This window comes from Mesorhizobium sp. M2D.F.Ca.ET.226.01.1.1 (assembly GCF_004022705.2).
Lineage (GTDB): Bacteria > Pseudomonadota > Alphaproteobacteria > Rhizobiales > Rhizobiaceae > Mesorhizobium.
On sequence record NZ_RZOY02000026.1, the window covers coordinates 1 to 20580 of the forward strand.

A 20580-nucleotide genomic window follows, 5' to 3' on the forward strand; every position below is an offset into this window, starting at 1 on the left:
ACGCGCTGTTGATCTGCACCGAATGGAAGAGCTTCCGCGCGCCGTCCTTCGACGCGCTCAAGGATGCGCTGACGACGCCGGTCATCTTCGACGGCCGCAACCTCTACGATCCCAAGGTGATCGCGCGCTACGGCATCGAATATTTCTCGATCGGCAGGATGGCGGCATGAGCGCCAACTGGCATCTACAGGGCAGCTGCATTTCGCATCGCTTGCGGGCTGGAGCCTTTCTTCGACTCCGCACCCCGCGTCCTGATCTCAATCAGGCTCGGGATCACTATTTCCAAGCGCCTCGAGCATCGTTGAGAAGATGCTACCGACCTCCTCTGAGATCTCTTCCGATCGAATTCCAGCCTTTTTGGCGTCGCCGGTTAATCGGCTCGCAAGCTCTTTCGCTAAGGTCGTATCAGATGATGAATGATGCGGGAGATTGCCCTCCATCCATTCCTGTAGGAATTTCAGACCCCTTTCACTCACTGTGAAATCATACCAGGGTTGCATGCATGACGAAGTGCAATCAAATTCGACAAGTTTATCCCCACTATAATTTACCTTCGCCGGAATCATTCCTGTTCAAACAGGCTTACCGCTCCTATTGTCCCCGCATGGAGCGACGGCACGCCATCCGACGGGGAAACGACCGGCTTTGGGAAGTCTACGATGTAGGCGACCAAAAAGTTTTATTCGTTGACGGAATTCCTTTGATCGATCTCCAAGTCGAAGAGGCAGTGGACGCTCTGGAATTGCTAGAAGCCGGCTTCCTCGTTCCAAGTGACACGCCCGCGATGGCGTGAAGTGATTTTTCGACAGCCGGGCTTCCACGAATATCGCCGCGCCTCCTTGTACTCGTCGGCCGAGAGCGCACTCTGGGTGGCAGATGCCATCGTTCGCAAAATTCAGACGCCCACGTGGTTCGTTCGCATGTTTCGCCCAGAAATTGGCCGGAACGGATATGCTCCTTAACGGCTGAGATTCCGAAAACCTCGCTGGCGAGGCCCGGCGGCTAGCCGCTGCCAGCAGCTACTCCAGACGCCGTGCTTCCCACCCGTTGCGATTCTCCCCATGAACATAGCGCAACCTAATGCCTGGCAAGGTGAACCTCTTCACATTGGGGATGATCGGGTCCGCTGCGGCAACGCAGCCATACTGCAGTATCACCAAGCCCACGAGATTTCCCTCGCAGGCCTCATCCATTTAGCCGATGCGCCGACATGGCGCTAAGCGGGAGAATTGGTGATTGCCTCGGCTTGCGGAAGCTTCAGCGGGCTTGATTGAAGGACTAGTGCGTTTGCTGGCAACGGGCAGCTACTCCCTGGTGGCGAGAACGGCGTTTCCATTCGCCTTGGTAGGAATTGTTTCATTAGCTCTGCTGCCCGGTGGCATCCTCGAGATGCTGGGCATGGGTTTCACGTTCAGCCACGACAAGCTCAATCACGCTGCCGCCTTCGCGGCTTTAGCGTTGCTTGGCGGTTTCGGTTGGCCCAAGCAAAAGTTGAGGATGATTGTATTCGTCCTTTTTGTAGGTGCGGCGATCGAGGTTCTTCAGGCCAGGCCATTGGCGGCGCGGGACATGGACGTGTTCGATTGGATTGCCGATTTTGCGGGCGCGATCTGCGGGCTGGCCATCGCCGCTTGGACAAACAGGATCGCTGGCGGAGCTCGTTGAGTGCCGTCGATACAAAACCGTTCATATAGATTGCGGTGTTTCCAAAAGACGGCCGGAAGGACAGCAACCGAGTTCGGTCCCTCCGCGGCACGCTGTCGCTATCCTCATATCTTACCGGTGAATTTCATGTGCTAAATCGCCAAGCGCGACGTGCTTCTAGGCAACAGAGACCGAGGCGCCGGACGAGCCATCCAGAATGCAAATCTGCCTCGGCCGCGCCGCGGTATCAGCTCTGCATGCGTACAACTGTTCTTTAGGTCTGATGGCTCGCCACCATGAGGCGGAAGAAATTTTCGATGTACACCTCCGGCATCGCAAGCATCATCAGAATGATCGATGAAATGGTTTGTGCGGACGGCGATAACTGACGCTATCCATAGCGTGAGCCTGTCATGTCACCAGCCTACTCCGGATCGGAACTCGCGATTGAGCATCCGCGGACGGATTCTCGATCGCCATATCGCGAATGGACGAATGTCCCTGAATACGCGCTCGACCAAGGCGGCCCTGTCCTGCGCCCCTATCAGCGGATGGATGCCGATTATGCGGACGTTGCCGTCGTCGATCATTTGAGAAATGTGGCCCGTCAATATCCCGAAAAATTGGCGATTACCGACGGAACCAACCGCTTCACCTATTCGGAACTCGTCTCGGCTGTCGAGATTCTGGCTGGCCGCATCCTGGCCATCACTCCCGCCGATAGCGCCGTCGGCATTCTTCTTCCGAATACGGCCTTCTTCCCGTTGGCGATGCTGGCGAGCATGGCCGCAGGGCGGCCTATGGTGCCCCTCAACACGAGGGATCCGGATACCAGGATCAATGCGATCGTCTCCGAGGCGCGGTTGTCGACTGTCATAGGGGATGGAGACGTCCGACCCACGGACCTGCCGCGAGTTGTCGGCTGGATAAATGTGTCGCCCCGCGGCGAACCGAAGAGCAATCGCGTTCCCCAACTCCATGCGGTATCCGTCGATGCACCCGCGATCGTTCTTTACACTTCAGGCAGTACGGGTCGGCCGAAAGGCATCGTCAACAGTCAACGCAGCCTGCTATGGCGTGTTCAGCAATATGTAAACGCCTGTCACATCAACGCGCAGGACGTGTTCCTGCCTCTCACGGGACCGGCCACCATCGCTGGGTGTCGAGAGGTGCTCGCCGCACTCCTTACCGGCGCCACGCTGAATCTTCTTGAGGTCGAAGCAGTAGGCTTGCGCGCAGTTTTGCACCGGATGCAAGGCGAAGGAGTGACTGTCACTTACTTGGTGCCAGCGCTCCTGCGCGCGCTCATGGCGAACAAATCAGAAGACGCATTCCGCAGCCTCAGGGTGGCTCGGATCGGCGGCGAAAAGGTTTCGTGGGCTGATATGAAGCTGCTGCGCGACGCCGTTTCAAGCAACTGCCTGGTCCAGATCGGCTACTCGTCAACCGAGACCACGGGATCACAATGGTTTGTACCGACCGATTGGCCGGAGCAAGATGCTTCGGTCCCCGTTGGATGGCTCCTTCCAGGGATTAGGTTCGCGATTGTCGACGAGGAAGGACGCTCGGTCCCGCCCGGCGAGACTGGCGAGCTTGTCATAAAAAGTCCGTATGTGTTGCTTGGCCATTGGGAAAACGGCGTCGTAGCGCCGGTGGCCGCGGACCCCGAAAACCCGTCCGCCCGGATCTTTGAAACGGGTGACCTTGTTCAGTTGGACAACCATGGCCTGCTACAGATCATGGGGCGCAAGGGGCGTCAGATCAAAATCAATGGCCGACGCGTTGAACCCGCCGAGTTGGAGCGGGTTCTGCGTGGCGCGCCTTCCGTTGAGGATGCCGTAGCGATTGTGACGGCGTCCACGGAACTCATCGCCTTCGCCGTGCCTCGCGGGCCGGCCACTTCCAACTTCGCGGACGATCTTCGCCATCTTGCCCGAACGACACTGCCGCCGCCCCTATGCCCGCTGAGACTGCACGCGATTGCCGAAATCCCGCGCCTCCCGGGCGGGAAGGTCGACATGGCGAGGCTCGCCGAGTTGGACGGTGCGAGCGCAAGGCAGGAACGCATTGTCCAGGCTCCGAATACGGGACACGAGCGGACTATCCAGCAGATCGTACAACGTGCCTGGACCAAGGTTCTGAATACGCGCGTTGCCGCCGGACGCTGGGATGACGCCGGCGGAGATTCGCTGAAGCTGTTGCATTGCGTAATGGAGATCGAAAGCGTCCTCGGCCTAGAGATCGACCTTGAACCTTTCACCGTCGGAATGAATTTAGAGGAAATGGTGAAAGCCGTCGCGGCCGCGAAAGCCGGTAACGAACAGGCCAGCTCGCGCAATGGGCATCAGCCAATTCTCTTCCTTCTCCCGGGGTCCGTCGGGTATGGTCCTAGCCTTGCCGCCTTTGCGGCCTCCATGGGCAGAACGGCCCGGGTCGTCCCGGTCAGGTATCCTGCTTTGGCAACGATACTGCAGGGAAAAACCTCGGTCGGAGATATGGCCGAGGCCGCGCTCGACCAGATACGCCGCGTCCAGCCTGAAGGTAACGTACGACTTCTCGGTCATTCGCTTGGCGGCGTCGTTGCTTTTGAAGTTGCTTCAAGGCTGCTGGCTGCCGGGCGAAACGTGAAATTTCTGGGCATCCTCGACACAAGCCTGCTCGGTGAACGGAGCACTTACCGAGAGACGGTCGTCCGCACAATCCATCGAATCCGAACCAATCGTATTACCGCCTACAGAATGGCTTGCCGTGCCCTTGCAAAAGTCGTGGTCCGAATGGGCTACGAGATGCAACTGGCCCGCTTGCTTGATCGCTATGCCCAAGAGAAATTCAACGCGACCAGCTTTAGGGCCAAGCTGGAGCTTCAGGAAGTATTGAGGGCAAAAGCCTTCTTTCAGTGGCTGCTGATGCCACGACCCCAACTGCCGATCACCGGTACCCTATTTCGCTGCGCCCGTCCCGGAATGCCTCGCGCCATCGGGTGGGACAATGCTTTCGCAGACCTGGATGTGATCCCAATCGTCGGCACCCACATCGACATGGTTTCGGAACCCAATGTCGATACGAACCGTCCTCTCATCGAGGCGGCCGTGGCCCGAACTTATCTGCCAGAAGAATCTCGCCAAGGGGAGGAACGGCTATCGACGTGATCTCGGGGTTTGGCAAGGATGCCCTGGTGCTCGATGCTCGTGGTGAGGTCGATCGCATCGTAGAAGCCTTGCGCAAACAGGTCTTCGGTACACTTCGGCGCCGAGGCGTCGTTGTCGGCCTCTCCGGGGGCATAGACAGCTCCGTTGTCGCAGCCCTCTGCGTCAGCGCGTTCGGAAAAGATAAGGTCCTCGGCCTATTTATGCCGGAATCCCATTCTTCCGGCGACTCGTTGCGACTTGGCCAAGCAGTTGCATCGCAGCTTGGTATCGTATCGGTCATTGAAGATATCACGCCAGCTCTGGAGGGCATAGGCGCCTATTCACGTCAGATCGAGGCGATCCGGACCGTCGTTCCTGCCTATGGTCAAGGCTGGAAGTGCAAGCTGGTGATGGCCTCGATTCTAGAAAGCAACGGCATCAACATCACAAGGCTGACGGTGGAAGATCCGGATGGCAAAGTCGACACCGTCAGATTGCCACCCGCAACCTATCTGCAAATCGTCGCTGCCACTAACTACAAGCAACGCGTGCGAAAGATGACGGAGTATTACCATGCGGACCGTCTCAACTATGCGGTGGCAGGTACGCCAAACCGGCTCGAACACGACCAAGGCTTTTTCGTCAAACAGGGCGACGGAATCGCCGACGTATTGCCGATCGTCCACCTCTACAAGACGCAAGTCTATCAACTAGCCGAGTATCTCGGGATAGACTCCGAGGTTCGGCGCAGGCCACCAACCACGGATACGTTCTCCATGGCGCAGAGCCAGGAGGAGTTCTATTTCGCATTGCCATATCATCTGACGGACTTGTGTCTCTACGGCCTGAATCACGGCATTTCGGCCAGCGAGGTCGCAGCGGTTGCCGGCCTCACCCAGGACGAGGTGCAGAAAGTCTTCAAGGACATTGAAAGCAAGCGGCGCGCAGCGCGTTATCTTCACGCGAGACCCCTGCCCGCCGTCCAGATGGACGAGGGCTCAGCGTGTGCGGCATAGCCGGAATCGTGGCACTGGACGCTACCGCGGCGCGGCCTTCACGCGAGGCGCTCCTGCGCATGGCGGGGTCGCTCGTGCATCGCGGTCCGGATGAACACGGCCTCTACCGCGACAATCGCACAGGGCTGACCCACGCACGCCTTTCCATTGTCGACCTTTCGAGCGGGCAACAGCCGCTTGCCGACACGGGCGGCAAAACCTGGATCGTCTTCAACGGCGAGATTTTCAACTATGTTGAGCTTCGCGAAAAGCTGGTCGCGCTCGGCCACCGCTTCCGCACCCACAGCGACACCGAAGTGGCGGTTCATGCATATCGCGAATGGGGTGACTCCGCTTTTGAGCGCATGAACGGGCAATGGGCAATAGCGATCTGGGATTCGCTAGCCGGTCGCCTGGTGTTATCGCGCGATCGGTTCGGCATATGCCCCCTGCATTTTTGCGAGCACGCCGGACGCCTCTATTTTTCCAGCGAGGTGAAGGCCATCTTCGCAGCCGACGCGGCTTTGCCGCGAGCCTTCGATCCAGCCGGCATTGATCAGACGTTCACACTCTGGACGGTGGTCCCGCCGCAGGGCGTGTTCAAAGGAATTCAGGAACTCAAGCCTGGACACGTTCGAGTCTATGAAAACGGAACCGTTCGTGAGCAGGCTTTTTGGAAACCGAGCTATCCAGATGCGTTCGACGAGCGGCATGAATTTGCGGGCTCGCTCAATGATGCCGTCGCCAAGGTACGCGAGGGTCTGTATTCGGCGACGGCTCTGCGCATCGAACAGGCCGATGTGCCTGTTGGCTGCTACCTGTCCGGCGGACTAGACAGCTCGCTTGTCGCCATGATGGCAAGCCGCATCGCGGGCGACCGCTTCCAGACCTTTTCGCTGCGGTTTGCCGATGCTGAGTATGACGAGACCCGCTACCAGCGATTGGTGGCAGGCGCGACCGGCAGCGAGCACCACGAGGTGGTGGTTTCTCGCAGCGACATCGCAGACGTCTTTCCAGATGTGATCTACCACACCGAACGTCCGATCCTGAGGACCGCGCCGGCGCCACTTCTTCTGCTTTCAAGGTTGGTACGGGAGCACGGAATCAAGGTCGTACTGACGGGTGAAGGCGCGGATGAAATGTTCGCCGGCTATGACCTGTTCCGCGAAGGTAAGGTCCGGCGCTTCTGGGGGCATCAACCGTCCTCGACGAGACGCGCGCGACTGCTGGAACGCCTGTACCCCTATCTCACCCGTTCCCCGGTGCATCAGCAAGCAATAGCACGCCAGTTCTTCGGCCATGATATCCGAGCTCATGATGCGCCAGGCTTCGCACACGACACCCGTTGGCGCACCACCAGCGCCCTGAAGCGGTTGTTTTCTGCCGATATGAAAGCCAGGACTGAGTCGAACAGCGCGGTCGCGGAGTTCCTCGCCCGTCTGCCGGCCGAATTTTCGGGCTGGGGCTCTCTCGCCCAGGATCAGTATATCGAGATTCAAACCTTGATGTCGGGCTATCTGCTCTCCTCGCAGGGAGACAGAATGCTGATGGGAAACTCTGTCGAAGGGCGCTTCCCGTTCCTCGACGATGACGTTGTAAAACTCGCGAACTCTCTGCCAGCCAAATACAAGCTGCGCGTTCTGGACGAAAAGCACGTCCTAAAGCGAGTGGCCGAGCCGATGCTGCCGCCGGAAGTCGTTGCCCGCAAGAAACAGCCCTACAGGGCGCCTAACGCTCAATGCTTCGTTGCCGACAATGCACCGGCCTATGTGCGCGAGGCACTTTCGGAAAGAGCATTGCGCGAGGCAAACGTCTTTGACCCTGAGTCGGTCGCGCGCCTGCTGGGCAAGTGTCAGGCCAGAGCCACGGACCAAGATCTTTCCAATTCCGACAACATGGCGCTGGTCGGCGTGCTATCGACCCAACTTCTTCACCAGCAGTTTATCGCGAGCCGCCCTGGCGGCACCCGTAAGATTCCGCTCAGCGTCGATGTTGACTACGAGGTTAGGGAAGAGGTGTTGGCATGATGCATCTCGCGATACCGTTGTTGCATGACTATCTCAGATACTCGGCTGACCGCCTGGGCGACAAGGTGGCGCTGGTCTGCGGCGGGCAACGCCTCACCTATGCCGAGATCGAGGCGAGAGCTAACGGCATTGCACAACATCTGGCAGACGCCGGAGTGGCGCGCGGCGATCGAGTTATGATCTTCGCGGACAACACCGTCGAAACGGTCGTCAGCTTCTGGGGCGTACTCAAAGCGAACGCCGTGGTGTCCATCGTCAATCCGCTGACCAAGAGCGACAAGCTTCATTACTTGCTCAACGATTGTCTGCCGACCGCGCTGATAACGGACAACCATCTGACTTCGGTCTTCAGCGAGCCGGCCCGCAACTGCTCGTCTCTGCGCCGGATGATTGTTTCCGGGCCCATAGATGATGCCGAGTTGATGCAACTGCCTCACGCGGTCCGCTGGGATGTCGCGATCGCCGGCAACAGTGCGGCGCCGGCGCGCAGATGCATCGACATCGACCTCGCCGCCATAATCTACACATCGGGTTCCACCGGCGAGCCCAAGGGCGTGATGCTGACGCATAGGAACATGATGGCGGCTTGTAGCTCGATCGCGTCGTACCTTGAGCTCCTTGAAGACGAAGTGATCCTAAATGTCCTGCCGTTGGCATTCGACTACGGCCTGTACCAGATGATCATGGCGTTCCGCACCGGCGCCCGTCTGGTGCTTGAGCGCTCGTTTGCGTTTCCCGCGCAGATCCTTGGACTGGTCAAGCAAGAGCGCGTCACCGGTTTCCCCGGCGTGCCTACCATTTTTGCCGCGCTCTCAGAGCTCAAATCGCTGAAGGACCAGGATTTTTCGAGTATTCGCTACGTTACGAATACGGCGGCCGCCCTGCCACTGAAGCATATTCTCATGCTCCAAGACCTGTTTCCAAGCGCGCGCATCTATTCAATGTACGGGCTCACCGAGTGCAAGCGCTGCACCTACCTCCCCCCGGCGGATCTCGAGCGAAAGCCGTTGAGTGTCGGGATAGCCATCCCGAATACGGAAATGTGGATTGTCGACGAGGACGACAGGCGGGTCGGCCCCGACGTCGTCGGCCAGCTCGTCATCCGGGGCGCGACCGTGATGAAGGGCTACTGGGGCAAGCCTGAGGCGACCGCGAGAAAGCTCAGACCCGGTCCTCTGCCGGGTGAACAGGTGCTCTATACCGGCGACTACTGCCGAATTGACGAGGAAGGGTACCTTTATTTCGTCGGTCGTGGCGATGAGATCATCAAATCCCGTGGCGAGAAGGTCGCGCCCAAGGAGGTTGAGAACGCGCTTATCGGCATTCCGGGGGTGCGGGAAGCAGCCGTGATCGGCGTTCCGGACGAACTTCTTGGGCAGGCCGTGAAGGCGTTTGTCGTGATGGAGCAAGGGAGGTCCACCGATGAGAAGCAACTGCAGAAGGAATGTCAGAAGCGGCTGGAAAACTTCATGGTCCCAAAATCCATTGTCATCGTAAACAGCCTGCCGATGACAGACACAGGGAAATTGAAGAAAACCGCTTTGTCCTGAAATAACCTTTCAACAGTGCCTTCCGTTGAACTTACTGAACTAACTGGAGAGAATAAAATGTTGTCCAGAAAAGATCCGATGGAGACTTACAGCGAGCAGATTCGCGGTTTCCTTGCCTCGAATTTCTACGTCGCCGACGCCGAGGCCCTGCAAAACGATGCGTCTCTGCTCGATCAGGGTATCGTCGACTCCACAGGGGTGCTCGAAGTTATCGGGTTCATTGAAGAAACATTCGGCATCATCGTTGAAGATAGCGAGCTATTGCCAGAGAACCTCGATTCCGTCCACGGAATTGCGCAATACGTCATTCGAAAAAAGAACTGATCGCAGCTGTCTCAGGAACGAGACCGCTGGGAAAGTGGGGTTGTCGTGAACCGGGAAATCAGCGTCGAGGATGCTTACAATAAAGGGCATACCACCTTCATGGGGCTGGAGCTGCTCGTGGGGCCTGGTGCACTCGTACCGCGCCCCGAGACCGAGTTGCTGGGCACAACGGCCCTCGATGCCCTAGACCAATTGAGGATCGCTGAGCCTCGCATAGTCGACATGTGCTGCGGCACCGGCAATCTGGCCTGCGCCATAGCGCACTATGCCCCCGCTGCTCGAATCTGGGCGAGCGACTTGACGGATGGATGCGTCGAAGTCTCACGTCGTAATGTAGCCTTTCATGGATTGGCCGGTCGAATTGCGGTGCATCAAGGGGACTTGTTCGATGCTTTCTCGGAGCTGGAACTGGCTGGCACGATCGATATGATCGTCTGCAACCCACCATATATTTCGGAAAAGCGCCTTGAGGGCGACCGCTCTCACTTGATCGACCTGGAGCCGCGCGAAGCGTTTGCGGCTGGCCCCTATGGCCTGAGTATCCATATGCGGGTGATAAAAGACGCGCAGCAATACCTGCGCCCCGGTGGCATCCTGCTCTTCGAGGTCGGCCTTGGCCAGGATCGCCAGGTCACGGGTCTGCTCGACCGCTCGAAGTCCTATGAGGACGTTAGCGTGGTCGCCAACGAGCTTGGCGAAGGCCGCGTGGTCTTCGCCTATATGAAGAGCCGCAGTGGACCATCAGCGCCGGAAGCCTGATCGGTTTTGATTTGCGACTAGAACGGGCACCCGAACTGTTCGACAACGGCGCCGCAACGATCGCTCTATCACTGGCCGCCAAAGCCCAACGCCCGGAGCAGTTATCCCCCAGCTTGTCAGCGTTGTTAACGATTTAACGCCTGATCGTCACGATTTTGCTGCATTTTCATAAAAATTGGCGAATGTTAGCTTGGTGTAATGTTCGGGGTGGGCGGATCACAGCGAAAGGTACAGATCGTGTCCTACTCTCACAGAGCCCGTGAGCTCGTGCGACAATCTCAGTCGGAGATTGGCACGTCGTGAAGAAATCCCACACGCAACATTTCGCTTCAGCTCTGTCGGGTTGCTGGCATGGTTTGCTTGGCGTCGGTCTCTTTTCGGCAGTGATTAACGTTCTCGCCCTGACGGGCTCCGTCTACATGCTGCAAGTTTATGACCGAGTGCTGCCGTCGCAGAGCGTTCCTACGCTTGTCGGATTTACGATCGGCATGCTGGGCCTTTATGCCATCTACGGACTGCTCGATTTCGTGCGCCTTCGCTTGCTGGTTCGCATAGGCAATCGCCTTTATCGAAATCTGCAGCAACGAGCCTTCTCCATATCGCTGTCGGCGCCTCTCATTGCCGGTCAGGACGCCGCCCGGGTGCAGCCGCTACGCGACTTGGATCAATTGCGCGGCTTTCTTTCCGGCCTGGGGCCTACGGTTGTTTTCGACGCCCCATGGATACCGTTTTACATGGTGGTGATTTATCTCTTGCATCCTTCCCTTGGACTGCTTGCAACCATCGGAGCCGTGGCTGTCGCGTTGTTGACCGTGGTCGCGGAGATTGTTGGTCGCGCACCGGCGACGCGGGCTTCTGAAACACTCGTCGCCCAGCGCGTTCTTGCGGACGCCGGCCGGCGCAATGCGGAAGTCGTCCAGGCGATGGGTCTCTCCGCCAGGCTTGGCCGACGCTGGGCAGAAGTCAGCCGCGCCTATCTCAAGAACCAGGAACTGCTTTCCGACATTGTGGGCGGAACAGGGTCATTGTCGAGGACGCTCAGGATGGCCCTGCAATCGAGTGTGCTCGGGCTGGGCGCTTATTTGGTGATTGGGGGCGAAGCCTCACCTGGAGTGATCATCGCCTCATCCATATTGCTCGGCCGCTCCCTGGCGCCGGTTGACGCCGCTATCGCAAACTGGAGAGGGTTTTTGGCTGCCCGCCGAAGCTATTCCGACCTGGTAGCGGCGCTGGATAATTTCGATGGCCAAAAGAGCCCTATGGAGCTGCCGCGCCCCCAGGGACAGCTCTCGGTAGAGGAGTTGACGATAGCGCCCCCGGGCACACAACGGCCGACGGTTCTGAACGTGAGCTTTCGCCTGGCCAGCGGTGCAGGGATGGCGGTCATCGGCCCTAGCGGCTCCGGCAAGACGACACTGGTGCGTGGCCTTGTCGGGGTATGGAAGTCAATTCGGGGAAGCGTACGACTGGATGGAGCCGCACTCGATCAGTGGGATTCGGAACTGCTCGGCGCCCACATTGGCTACCTGCCCCAGGATGTCGAACTGTTCGACGGAACGGTCGCCGATAATATCTCCAGATTTGGGGGTCAGAGCGACCCGAGAGGTGTCATGGCAGCCGCTCGAGCAGCCGGCGTTGACAAGATGATCATGCGATTGCCGCAAGGGTTCCAGACACAAATCGGCGAAGGCGGGACGGCGTTATCGGCCGGGCAGAGGCAGCTGGTCGGACTGGCGAGGGCACTTTACGGCGACCCATTTCTTGTCGTGCTCGACGAACCGAATTCCAACCTGGATTCAGACGGCGATGTTGCCTTGGCGGGCGCGATCCAGGCGGTGCGTCAGCGTGGAGGTATCGCAATCGTCGTCGCGCATCGCCCGTCCGCGCTGGTCAATATTGATCAGGTACTAGTCATGTCGAACGGGATGGTCCACGCATTTGGCCCGCGAGAAGATGTTCTCACGAATGTCGTCCGACCCTTCCCTCAGCCTGCAGTCGTTCCGCTGCAAAAAAATGGTAGCGGCCATGTTTGAGGTCTCATTCCGTGTCTGACGCAACTATCTCCCATGCTCGTGTCGACGACGCGAGTCGCTGGCTCGGAACGCGGCTGACCCTTGATCCGGATGGTATCCGAACCAACCTGGTTCTGGGCCTGGCAACCACCGCCTTTCTGGTCGTCGGCGGAGGCATGTGGTTGGGACTGACCAAGATCGCCGGCGCCGTGATCGCGCCGGCGACGGTTGTGGTCGAAAGCAGCGTAAAGAAAGTCCAACACCGGACGGGCGGCACCATCGGTGGGATCTTTGCCCAGGACGGTGACCATGTGCGTGCTGGCGCCGTGTTGGTCAGGCTTGACGACACGCTCACACGCTCAAATCTGCAGATCGTCAGTGAAGATCTTGACCGGGTAACCATCCGTCTGGCCAGGCTCGAAGCAGAGCGGCAAGGGTTGTCGGAAATGCAGGTTCCACCCAATCTGCGCGTGAGGACGGCGGACCCCCGGGTAGCTGCTCTTGTCAACGGAGAACGTGCCTTGTTTGAAAGCCGGGCTACGGCATTGGCTGGCCAGAAAGCGCAGTTGCAAAGCCGTTCGATGCAGCTCGGCCACCAGATTGATGGCCTCAAGGCTCAGCTTGCCGCGACCAATGATTCGTTGGACCTCCTTACCCGCAGCCTTGCCGACGTCCAATCTCTTTACTCCAAGAAATTGGTGTCCAAGGAGCGACTGAGCAATGTCAGCCTGGAGGAGGCTCGCGCTCGCGGCGAGTCAGGGCGACTCGTTGCAGCAATCGCCGAGGTGCAAGCCCACATCAGTGAAACCGACTTGCAGATGCTTCAGCTCGACGAGCAGATGCGCACCGATGTCACGACCGAGCTTCGCGAAAATGAAGCGAAGCGCACTGAGCTCGAAGAGCGCAAGATAGTGGCGGACGACGAGCTCGCAAGGACGGATATCCGGTCTCCTCAGACCGGTACAGTACAAGAATCCTCGGTCCACACCGTTGGAGGCGTGGTTGGCCCGGGGGAAGTGCTCATGGTAGTTGTACCCGACACTGACAACCTTGTTGTGGATGCGCTCATTCCGCCAACCCGGATGGATGATGTCCAGCCAGGGCAGCGCGTATCAATCCGCTTTCCCTCTTTCGACGTCGGAACGACACCCGTCTGTGAGGGCTCGGTCAAACGTATCTCCGCGGATTTGATCAAGGATCAGGAACGTCAGCTGTCCTATTTTTCGGCTCGCATCCACGTCGACAATCAAGCCACCTGCCTGAAAGGTCAGAAAATCCTCAAACCAGGCATGCCAGCCGAAGTTCACATAAGCACCGACGAGCGCAGTGTCTGGTCGTATTTGCTTAAGCCATTGACCGATCAGATTTCTCGGGCCTTCAAGCAATAGCGGGGACCGCAATCGCGGCCCCAGTGACTAGAGCAATTCCAGGAAAAGTGTGAGCGGTTTCCCGTCCGGAATTGCGTAAGAACAAGGAATTAGACCATTTCACCGTTTCCGCGAAACAGTGAAATGCTCTACCCTGCTATTGGCTTGCTGCGCGTCCCATATCGCTGCTGAACCTCACCTCGATGGTATCCCCCGGAAGCACTTCTGAATCCTCTTCGACGGATTGTTTGCGCCATTCTTCACCAATCTTGCGGACGATGGTGATCTGAACCTGGATGGCTTCTCCGCTGACCGGTAATGGCAGAGTTGACGCGCCGGCGGGCTGCAGCTTCTGACTGGCGGCCTGGAGCCTCGCCGTGGTGTCGGCAAGACGTACATCAGTGTCCCTCAGTTCGGTCAGCAAACCGATCTTTCTTGTGTTTTCATTGCGCTCGCGTTGCCTGAGATAGTCTTCCTGCAGGCGCCGCGCCCGCATCAGCTCGACCGATGTCTGAAGCGCCCCATTGGAAGAGAGAAGTGCGGAGCGCCTGACATCAGAAAGCCTGGCGTTGGTCAGATTGCCCGCTTGGAACAGTTTGGTCACTCGCGCCAGATCGTCTTCATCCGCCTTGACCCCATCCTTCTCGACCTGCTCGCGCTTGGTCAGAACCTCGATCTGCGTCGAGGCATCTTTTGCGCCCTGCTCAACGTAGTCTTGCTCTTGCCGGAAATTGTCGAGAGAGATCTTCAGCGCCTCTGCTTCAGCCTTGGCAATGGCTGAGTTGAAGGCGGCAGACAAGGGTGACCCCTGCGGCGGCTTCGTATCGAAGCTTGGCTGATCCTGAAGTTCAGCGCGAATGCGAGCGCCGTGGAAATAGTCTCGGGTATATTCCCCCCAAAGCGATTGATAGTCGCGTTGCAAATCCACCGGATCGGGACCGGCCTGGTTCGCGCGTGATCGCAAAAGGCTGAGGCCGCCTGACACCGCAACCGCCTGTCTCACGGTCATGAGGGGGCGATATGCCTGCTGACCCGGAGTGAGTACGTCTCCGGTCACATATATCGGACGATATTCCGCGACTGTCGCCGTCACGTCACCAGGTTTGACGACGATCATCTGCTCTCGCCCGTCTGGAAGGCGCTGGTGAAGTATCTTGGTCGGCAGGATCGCTGCCATATGCGCCTGTAGTTCGGCAGGCATCAGGCCTTCGACTGGTATCATTCCGACCTCGGGGAGGGCGATCGTACCGTCCAGTTGGATTACGGCACGTTGGGTTCGTTCCGGTAAAGAAGAGATCCCAATCTCGACTACATCGCCAGGGGAGAGTTTATACGCGGTTGCCGTGTCCGCTGCGAAAGCAGTATCGACCGCGGCCAGAACACCAAGCGCTGCAAGAACGTTTCGCTTCGCGAATACCATAGGGGATCTCCATTCAGTTCGACTTCGACTCTTCCGACCAATCGACGTGGGTGACGAAGTCATAAACTGGCCCGCCGGGCACGCCCCAGTTGCTGGACCAGATTACCTGCGAGCCGTCGGGTGATGGCGAGGCATGGGTCTCGCTTCGATAGTCGAAATCAACGCTGCGTGTTTGCGTTATGCGCCGAACCTCTCCGCTACCATCGAGGCGCAGCGCGATAACCTCTCGTGCATAGGGTGCCGTTTCCGGACGGGCAGAAACCTTATCGGGGTCGCCGCCGTAGCTCAGGAACACCCAGCCAGGCTTGTTCAAAGCGCGCAGAGAAGCATGCGAGGCCTCACCGTACTTCATAAGCGAAGTTACTTTGCCGTCAGACAACCGGCGCTTGATCACCTGAAACCTGTCTGGATCGGATTTGCTGATCCCGACGTAAATCTCGTTGCCATCGACATCGACCGCCATGTCGCCATGCCCGGGCCGATGATGCTGTAGCCACTGCTGGCCCGGAGTGCCGTCGGTCGAAAAAATAAACGCCTGGTCGGTGCCATCTGCCAGTCCCTGCATGCAGAGAATATTTTTGCCCAGAGGAGAAATCGAACAGCTGTCATTTTTCCCTGCAAGCTGCCCAAGTGCGATATCGGCCAACTTGCTATGCAGTTTGAGATCATACGCGAAGACGACTTCAGCACCGTCCGATCGAATCGCACGCACCGCTATGCGGCTACCGTCCTGGCTTGGGTTGCCTTTACCCGGCCCGAAGTGCAGATCCCGATAGTCCTCTGAATCGAACAGCACATCCTCGTGATTGGTCCGCGGTGCCCAGGTCGATATTCGCCGGCCTTGAACGCAGATCATCAAATCCGCTTGTTGCGGATGCCATTCGCATTCGCCCGATCGGTCGCGCATCAGCAGCGGCACGAATGTGTGTCCGTCAAGAAAGCACATCCCATTGCATCCGTTGGTGATAACGAGAAGGCTCTGGTCCGCATTCCAGGCCTGGGCGCTGGAATAACGATGGCTGCAATAATCTTTTACACACGCGACTCCATTCCCAAGCGGCCCGCGTTTTGTGATCCGTGTGAACGTTTCCCCAAATACGGGGTCGACCGTGGGATGCAGATAGTCTGGCAGCTCCATCGCCGGCGTTGCAACGAACCGCGTCGACGTATTGCTCGCTTGGCTTGCGGCACCATGCGGAGCAAGGCACGTAACAGCGAAAAACAGTGGCAACGCCAACAGATGTCGGCGACGGCAGGTCATGTCATGTAGCCCATTTCCCGGCGCACCCGACCTTCGCTCAGACGCCCCCTCCACCATGATATGGTGCGCTCCAGTCCATCTCGCAGATTGGTACGGGCTCGCCATCCGGTCTGGGTTTCGAATTGCGTCGAGTCTGCAAGAAGTGCCCGGACCTCGGAGTTCTGCGGCCGCAAGCGGCTTTCATCTCGATGGATAGGCTTCTTCGATCCGCTCAACTCGACCACCAGATCCAGGACTTCTGCAATCGTCGCGGCACGCTGGCTTCCGGCATTGTAGGCATGGCCGAATTTGAGTTCCGCCACGCCTGCGGTCAGGAATGCCGCGGCCGTGTCTTCGACAAAGGTTAGATCGCGGATAGGGCTCGTATCCCCGACCATAATAGCCGAACAGTTTTTGTCGAGGGCCTGCCTGATTATGGTCGGCACTATAGCCCTCTCGCTCTGGCGTGGGCCGTAGGTGTTAAATGGCCGCAGAGTTACGACGGGAACGTCAAATGACCTGGCATAGGCTTCGGCCATCATGTCGGCGCCGATCTTCGACGCAGAATATGGTGACTGGCCCTGCAGCGGATGAGATTCTTTGATAGGCATCGTCAGCGCGGTGCCGTAGACCTCGCTGGTCGAGGTGTGCACGACGCGTTCCGTATCCCACTGTCGCGCTGCCTCGAGAACATTCATCGTGCCCAGGACGTTGGTTTCCACATATGACTGGGCCGCCGCATACGAATATGGAATCGCGATCAGAGCAGCCAGATGGAAAACCACGGCCTGGCCGCGCATGATTCTGTTCAGGAACGCACTGTCGCGGACGTCGCCACGCACGAAATTCAGGTGGGTACGGACGTCGTCCGGCAAATCGTCAAGCCAGCCGTGGCTATCGAACGAATTGTAGAGCGCCAATGCTGTGACATCCGCTCCGCTGCGGACCAGCGCCTCGGTGAGATGCGACCCGATAAATCCATCCGCGCCCGTGACCAGCACTTTTTTGGCTTTGTAGTCCATTACCAATCGTCCTCTTGCCATCTCCAACTCCGACGGCGAGGCTCATCGGAGTGTCAGTCCTGAACGGGCTTAAGTCTTGATCGGCGACGGCGGTACCCGGCCGAAAACGGCGAGAAAACCGCGGGCCATCCAGACGACGTCAGCCACCAGAGTCCGCTGCGGATAATAGGAAAGGTCGATCCTGGCCTTGGCTGGAAACAGGATCTCCCGATAGTACGTCAACGGATCCGTGGATTTTGGATAGAAACTCGCCTCGTTTCGGAACAGAACTTGGCTCGGACCGAGCAAACCAGGCTTGTAGCGCAAAACAGCTTCGGCGCCGCTATGGAAACAATCGGCGAACGCCAGGCTCTCCGGCCGTGGCCCGATGATTGCCATGTCGCCTATGATTACATTCCACAGCTGCGGCAGCTCATCGAACTTTGTCGCGGCGAGCACGCGCCCTATCCTTGTCATGCGATTGTCACCGGCGACCGTCAATGCGAGGCCGTGGGGGTCGCACCGCACGTCGAATTTGCGAAACTTGTACATTCGAAAGGGTCGAGCCCCGGCGCCCAGGCGGGTCTGTGCGAACAAGACAGGTCCACCGCCCGCGGCCAGAAGGCTGACGGCGATCAGCAGCATTAGCGGCGAGAACAAAATCGCGGCAAAGATTGCGACAACAACGTCGATCAAACGCCGTGCAAATCCATGATCCGAAACTGCAATGAAGTGCCGGTGAAGGGATTGATCTGTCGCGTTCATGCGGCGGTTCCCGCTTGGGCACAGCTGTTCACCGCAGTAGCCAGAGCTTCCACAACCGCCTCGACCACCGCTGAGGTCATCTGCGGGTGAAGTGGAATCGTCAGTTCCCGCTGAGCAAAGTCTTCTGTTCGCGGCAAATGGATCTCGGGAGAACGCTCGCGGTACAACGTCATCCGGTGCACCGGCGGGTAGTGGATCGTGGTTTGGATTCCCTGGTCGCGCAGTTCGTCGATAACGTCTTGCCGGTCTGCGTATCGCGGCAAAAGTATCGGCATAATGTGGTAAGCGGATCTCCGCGATTCATTGAATGGAATGGTTATTGCCGGGCAGCGTGCAGCGATGAGGCGTCGATAGAGGACGACGAGGATGCGCCTTACTTCGTTCCATTCTTGCAGGTTAGCCAACTGGACGAGCCCGATCGCGGCTCGCATCTCGTCCATACGATAGTTGAACCCGAGCATGGTGACGTCATACTGCGGCGTGCGGCTGTTTAGCCGCTGGTGCGTGCCAGTGGTCATCCCGTGCCCGCGCGCCTGGCGGATCTTGCCGAGCAGTTCGGGGTCTTGGGCGATTACAGCGCCGCCCTCGGCGGTTGTCATGTTCTTGTTGCCGTAGAAACTGAAGGCTGCAGCAACGCCAAAGGTCCCAACTTCCCTCAAGCCGGGTGCGTGCGCTGCGTCTTCGATGATGTGCAGTCCCCGACTACGGGCAAACCTTTGCCATTGTTCCCGATTGGCCAGATACCCGGCGAAATGAACGAGGATTATTGCCTTGGTGCGCGGCGTGCATCGAGCCTCGGCTTCCGCAAGGGACATCAGCGGCAAGTCGGCTGACTCGATGTCGACAAAGACAGGAGTCGCGCCGACATAGAGCACTGAGTTCGCGGTCGCTACGAAAGTCAGCGACGGAACCAACACCTCATCGCCTGGGCCGATACCAAGTGCGTGCAAAATGAGATGAAGTGCCGCCGTGCAGGAACTCACTGCAACGCAATCGTCCGCGCCGTGCATGCGAGCAAAAGACTCTTCGAACAAGCGAACCTGCTCGCCCATGGTCAGCCAGCTGCTATCAATGACCTTTGACAGAGCAGCCTTCTCCGGAATACCCAAGATCGGGGCACTTACCAAGAGCATGATGACCTCACTCCCGAATTATCATCCTGGTTTGGGCTTCTCAAGGACGGCGATCTGTCAAGCGGCCGCTGCCGCAACTTCAATCGAAGCCGTCTGCTCCTCCCAGGAAATGGCCTGGGCATTCTGGAAATCGTCGACGCGGCCGATGTCGAGCCAAAGCCCTTCATGCTTGTAGACGTGGACGACGGTGCCTTGCTGCATCATCTGGAGCATCAGGTCGTCGAACCCGAACGGGATGCCAGAGGGAATAAACTTCAGGACATCGGGGTTCATGCAGTAGATGCCCATGCTCACGAGATGAGAAAGCGTAGGCTTCTCGCGGAACACCTGCACTGCATCGTCGACTTCGTCGATGACGCCGAAATCCATCTTGATGAGCCGGTTGGCGGTAGCGATAGTGACCGGATCTTTGTGCTTGCGGTGGGCAGCTGTGAACCTGCTGAGACTCAGATCGGTGAGAACGTCGCCGTTGAGCACGATGAAGGGCTCGGTCAGCTCATCTCGGATAAGCGAGAGCGGCCCGATGGTGCCCAGCGGCTCCATTTCCTGAGTGTACCGTATTTTCAGATTCCATTGCGAACCGTCACCGCATACGCTGCGGATGAGATGGCCGAGATATCCAGTCGTGATGTAGACCTCTTCAATGCCATTGCGTCGCAGCCACTTGAGAAGCAGCTCGAGTACGGGCCGTGCACCAATTGGCATCAGGGGCTTCGGCAAAACCGACGTGAAGGGACGAAGTCGTGTTCCCATTCCACCGCATTGAATAACCGCTTTCATCCGATCCTCCATAGTTCATTGGCACGTCCATGGGTGGTGCCTGGGGTAGACGGGTTGCCGGTCGCTTTCGACCTTGATGGGTCAGAGAGAAACTGCGCTACATGTCAATCCGAGCATCCTATGAAGAACGGTATGTGAGCGCTTGAGGGATGTCGTCGTGCAATCGAATGGCACCGATCCATCGCCTCCACAGATTCAACTTCTACGCTGACCCTACGTGTCCGCCACGCGGGAGCGAGTGTCCACCTGCATCTAAAAATTTAGCAACGATGCCTTCAAAAGGCAGAGGCGCCGGTGTGAGGAACCGAGAATCCAGCTGCTGGAATTTGCTTGCCGTTCCGCCTCAAACAACTGATATCACATCGAAACGTTCGTAATTGGCCTTAAACGCGCCTGATCGGAGATACAACTCTTTGACGAATCTTTGACGAAGCC

Annotated in this window: 17 protein-coding genes; 11 read left to right on the forward strand and 6 right to left on the reverse strand. The window is 58.2% G+C overall.

The genetic code is table 11. The features are described from left to right. From EN869_RS35365 to EN869_RS33015, 11 genes are all read left to right on the forward strand, one after another. Positions 1-170 (forward strand): UDP binding domain-containing protein (locus tag EN869_RS35365; RefSeq protein ID WP_245512355.1); only part of this gene is annotated, 170 nt, incomplete at its 5' end. Positions 171-502: 332 nt separating this feature from the next. Beyond that, the gene (locus tag EN869_RS35370; RefSeq protein ID WP_245489664.1) at positions 503-793 is read left to right on the forward strand and encodes a hypothetical protein; all 291 of its coding nucleotides are present in this window, start codon (positions 503-505) and stop codon (positions 791-793) included. 488 nt (positions 794-1281) lie between these two features. After that, positions 1282-1665, forward strand: coding sequence for a VanZ family protein (locus EN869_RS32975; protein WP_245519976.1), 384 nt, complete (start codon positions 1282-1284; stop codon positions 1663-1665). Positions 1666-2057: 392 nt separating this feature from the next. After that, a complete protein-coding gene (locus EN869_RS32980; RefSeq protein ID WP_127230793.1) occupies positions 2058-4793 on the forward strand; it encodes an AMP-binding protein in 2736 nt (911 codons plus the stop codon). Next, positions 4790-5788, forward strand: coding sequence for an NAD(+) synthase (gene nadE / locus EN869_RS32985; protein WP_167507129.1), 999 nt, complete (start codon positions 4790-4792; stop codon positions 5786-5788). Before EN869_RS32980 ends, nadE begins: the two co-directional genes overlap by 4 nt. Beyond that, positions 5776-7794, forward strand: coding sequence for an asparagine synthase (glutamine-hydrolyzing) (asnB, locus tag EN869_RS32990; protein ID WP_127230794.1), 2019 nt, complete (start codon positions 5776-5778; stop codon positions 7792-7794). The genes nadE and asnB overlap by 13 nt, the downstream gene beginning before the upstream one ends. Continuing rightward, on the forward strand, positions 7791-9344 hold the full coding sequence (locus tag EN869_RS32995) for an AMP-binding protein (RefSeq protein ID WP_167498539.1): 1554 nt from the start codon (positions 7791-7793) through the stop codon (positions 9342-9344). Before asnB ends, EN869_RS32995 begins: the two co-directional genes overlap by 4 nt. A 57-nt stretch (positions 9345-9401) precedes the next feature. Further along, positions 9402-9668, forward strand: a complete 267-nt coding sequence (locus tag EN869_RS33000; protein ID WP_127230795.1) for an acyl carrier protein — start codon at positions 9402-9404, stop codon at positions 9666-9668. 45 nt (positions 9669-9713) lie between these two features. After that, positions 9714-10427, forward strand: a complete 714-nt coding sequence (locus EN869_RS33005) for a HemK/PrmC family methyltransferase (RefSeq protein WP_127230796.1) — start codon at positions 9714-9716, stop codon at positions 10425-10427. A gap of 299 nt (positions 10428-10726) precedes the next feature. Further along, positions 10727-12460, forward strand: coding sequence for a type I secretion system permease/ATPase (locus EN869_RS33010; RefSeq protein WP_167507130.1), 1734 nt, complete (start codon positions 10727-10729; stop codon positions 12458-12460). An 11-nt stretch (positions 12461-12471) separates the two neighbouring features. After that, entirely contained in the window at positions 12472-13827 is a 1356-nt protein-coding gene (locus EN869_RS33015; RefSeq protein WP_245489667.1) for an HlyD family type I secretion periplasmic adaptor subunit, read from the forward strand. Between the two features lie 136 nt (positions 13828-13963). Here EN869_RS33015 and EN869_RS33020 read toward each other — a convergent pair whose 3' ends face one another. The 6 genes from EN869_RS33020 to EN869_RS33045 all read right to left on the reverse strand — a co-directional run bounded on the left by EN869_RS33020 (position 13964) and on the right by EN869_RS33045 (position 20145). Then, the gene (locus EN869_RS33020) at positions 13964-15226 is read right to left on the reverse strand and encodes a polysaccharide biosynthesis/export family protein (RefSeq protein WP_127230798.1); all 1263 of its coding nucleotides are present in this window, start codon (positions 15224-15226) and stop codon (positions 13964-13966) included. 13 nt (positions 15227-15239) lie between these two features. Further along, positions 15240-16487: a hypothetical protein gene (locus EN869_RS33025; RefSeq protein WP_127230799.1), complete on the reverse strand. Its 1248-nt coding sequence runs from the start codon at positions 16485-16487 to the stop codon at positions 15240-15242. Next, a complete protein-coding gene (locus tag EN869_RS33030) occupies positions 16484-17488 on the reverse strand; it encodes an SDR family NAD(P)-dependent oxidoreductase (RefSeq protein WP_127230800.1) in 1005 nt (334 codons plus the stop codon). The genes EN869_RS33025 and EN869_RS33030 overlap by 4 nt, the downstream gene beginning before the upstream one ends. 69 nt (positions 17489-17557) lie before the next feature. Beyond that, positions 17558-18232, reverse strand: a complete 675-nt coding sequence (locus EN869_RS33035) for a sugar transferase (RefSeq protein WP_127230801.1) — start codon at positions 18230-18232, stop codon at positions 17558-17560. Continuing rightward, positions 18229-19365, reverse strand: coding sequence for a DegT/DnrJ/EryC1/StrS family aminotransferase (locus EN869_RS33040; protein WP_127230802.1), 1137 nt, complete (start codon positions 19363-19365; stop codon positions 18229-18231). The genes EN869_RS33035 and EN869_RS33040 overlap by 4 nt, the downstream gene beginning before the upstream one ends. A gap of 57 nt (positions 19366-19422) precedes the next feature. Further along, on the reverse strand, positions 19423-20145 hold the full coding sequence (locus EN869_RS33045) for an NDP-sugar synthase (protein WP_127230803.1): 723 nt from the start codon (positions 20143-20145) through the stop codon (positions 19423-19425). Between the last annotated feature and the right edge of the window lie 435 nt (positions 20146-20580).

Coding starts and splice junctions, on each gene's coding strand:
- EN869_RS35370 (WP_245489664.1), top strand. CDS start 503: ATGACGAAGTGCAATCAAATTCGACAAGTTTATCCCCACTATAATTTA.
- EN869_RS32980 (WP_127230793.1), top strand. CDS start 2,058: ATGTCACCAGCCTACTCCGGATCGGAACTCGCGATTGAGCATCCGCGG.
- EN869_RS32995 (WP_167498539.1), top strand. CDS start 7,791: ATGATGCATCTCGCGATACCGTTGTTGCATGACTATCTCAGATACTCG.
- EN869_RS33000 (WP_127230795.1), top strand. CDS start 9,402: ATGTTGTCCAGAAAAGATCCGATGGAGACTTACAGCGAGCAGATTCGC.
- EN869_RS33020 (WP_127230798.1), bottom strand. CDS start 15,226: ATGGTATTCGCGAAGCGAAACGTTCTTGCAGCGCTTGGTGTTCTGGCC.
- EN869_RS33025 (WP_127230799.1), bottom strand. CDS start 16,487: ATGACCTGCCGTCGCCGACATCTGTTGGCGTTGCCACTGTTTTTCGCT.
- EN869_RS33030 (WP_127230800.1), bottom strand. CDS start 17,488: ATGGACTACAAAGCCAAAAAAGTGCTGGTCACGGGCGCGGATGGATTT.
- EN869_RS33035 (WP_127230801.1), bottom strand. CDS start 18,232: ATGAACGCGACAGATCAATCCCTTCACCGGCACTTCATTGCAGTTTCG.
- EN869_RS33040 (WP_127230802.1), bottom strand. CDS start 19,365: ATGCTCTTGGTAAGTGCCCCGATCTTGGGTATTCCGGAGAAGGCTGCT.
- EN869_RS33045 (WP_127230803.1), bottom strand. CDS start 20,145: ATGAAAGCGGTTATTCAATGCGGTGGAATGGGAACACGACTTCGTCCC.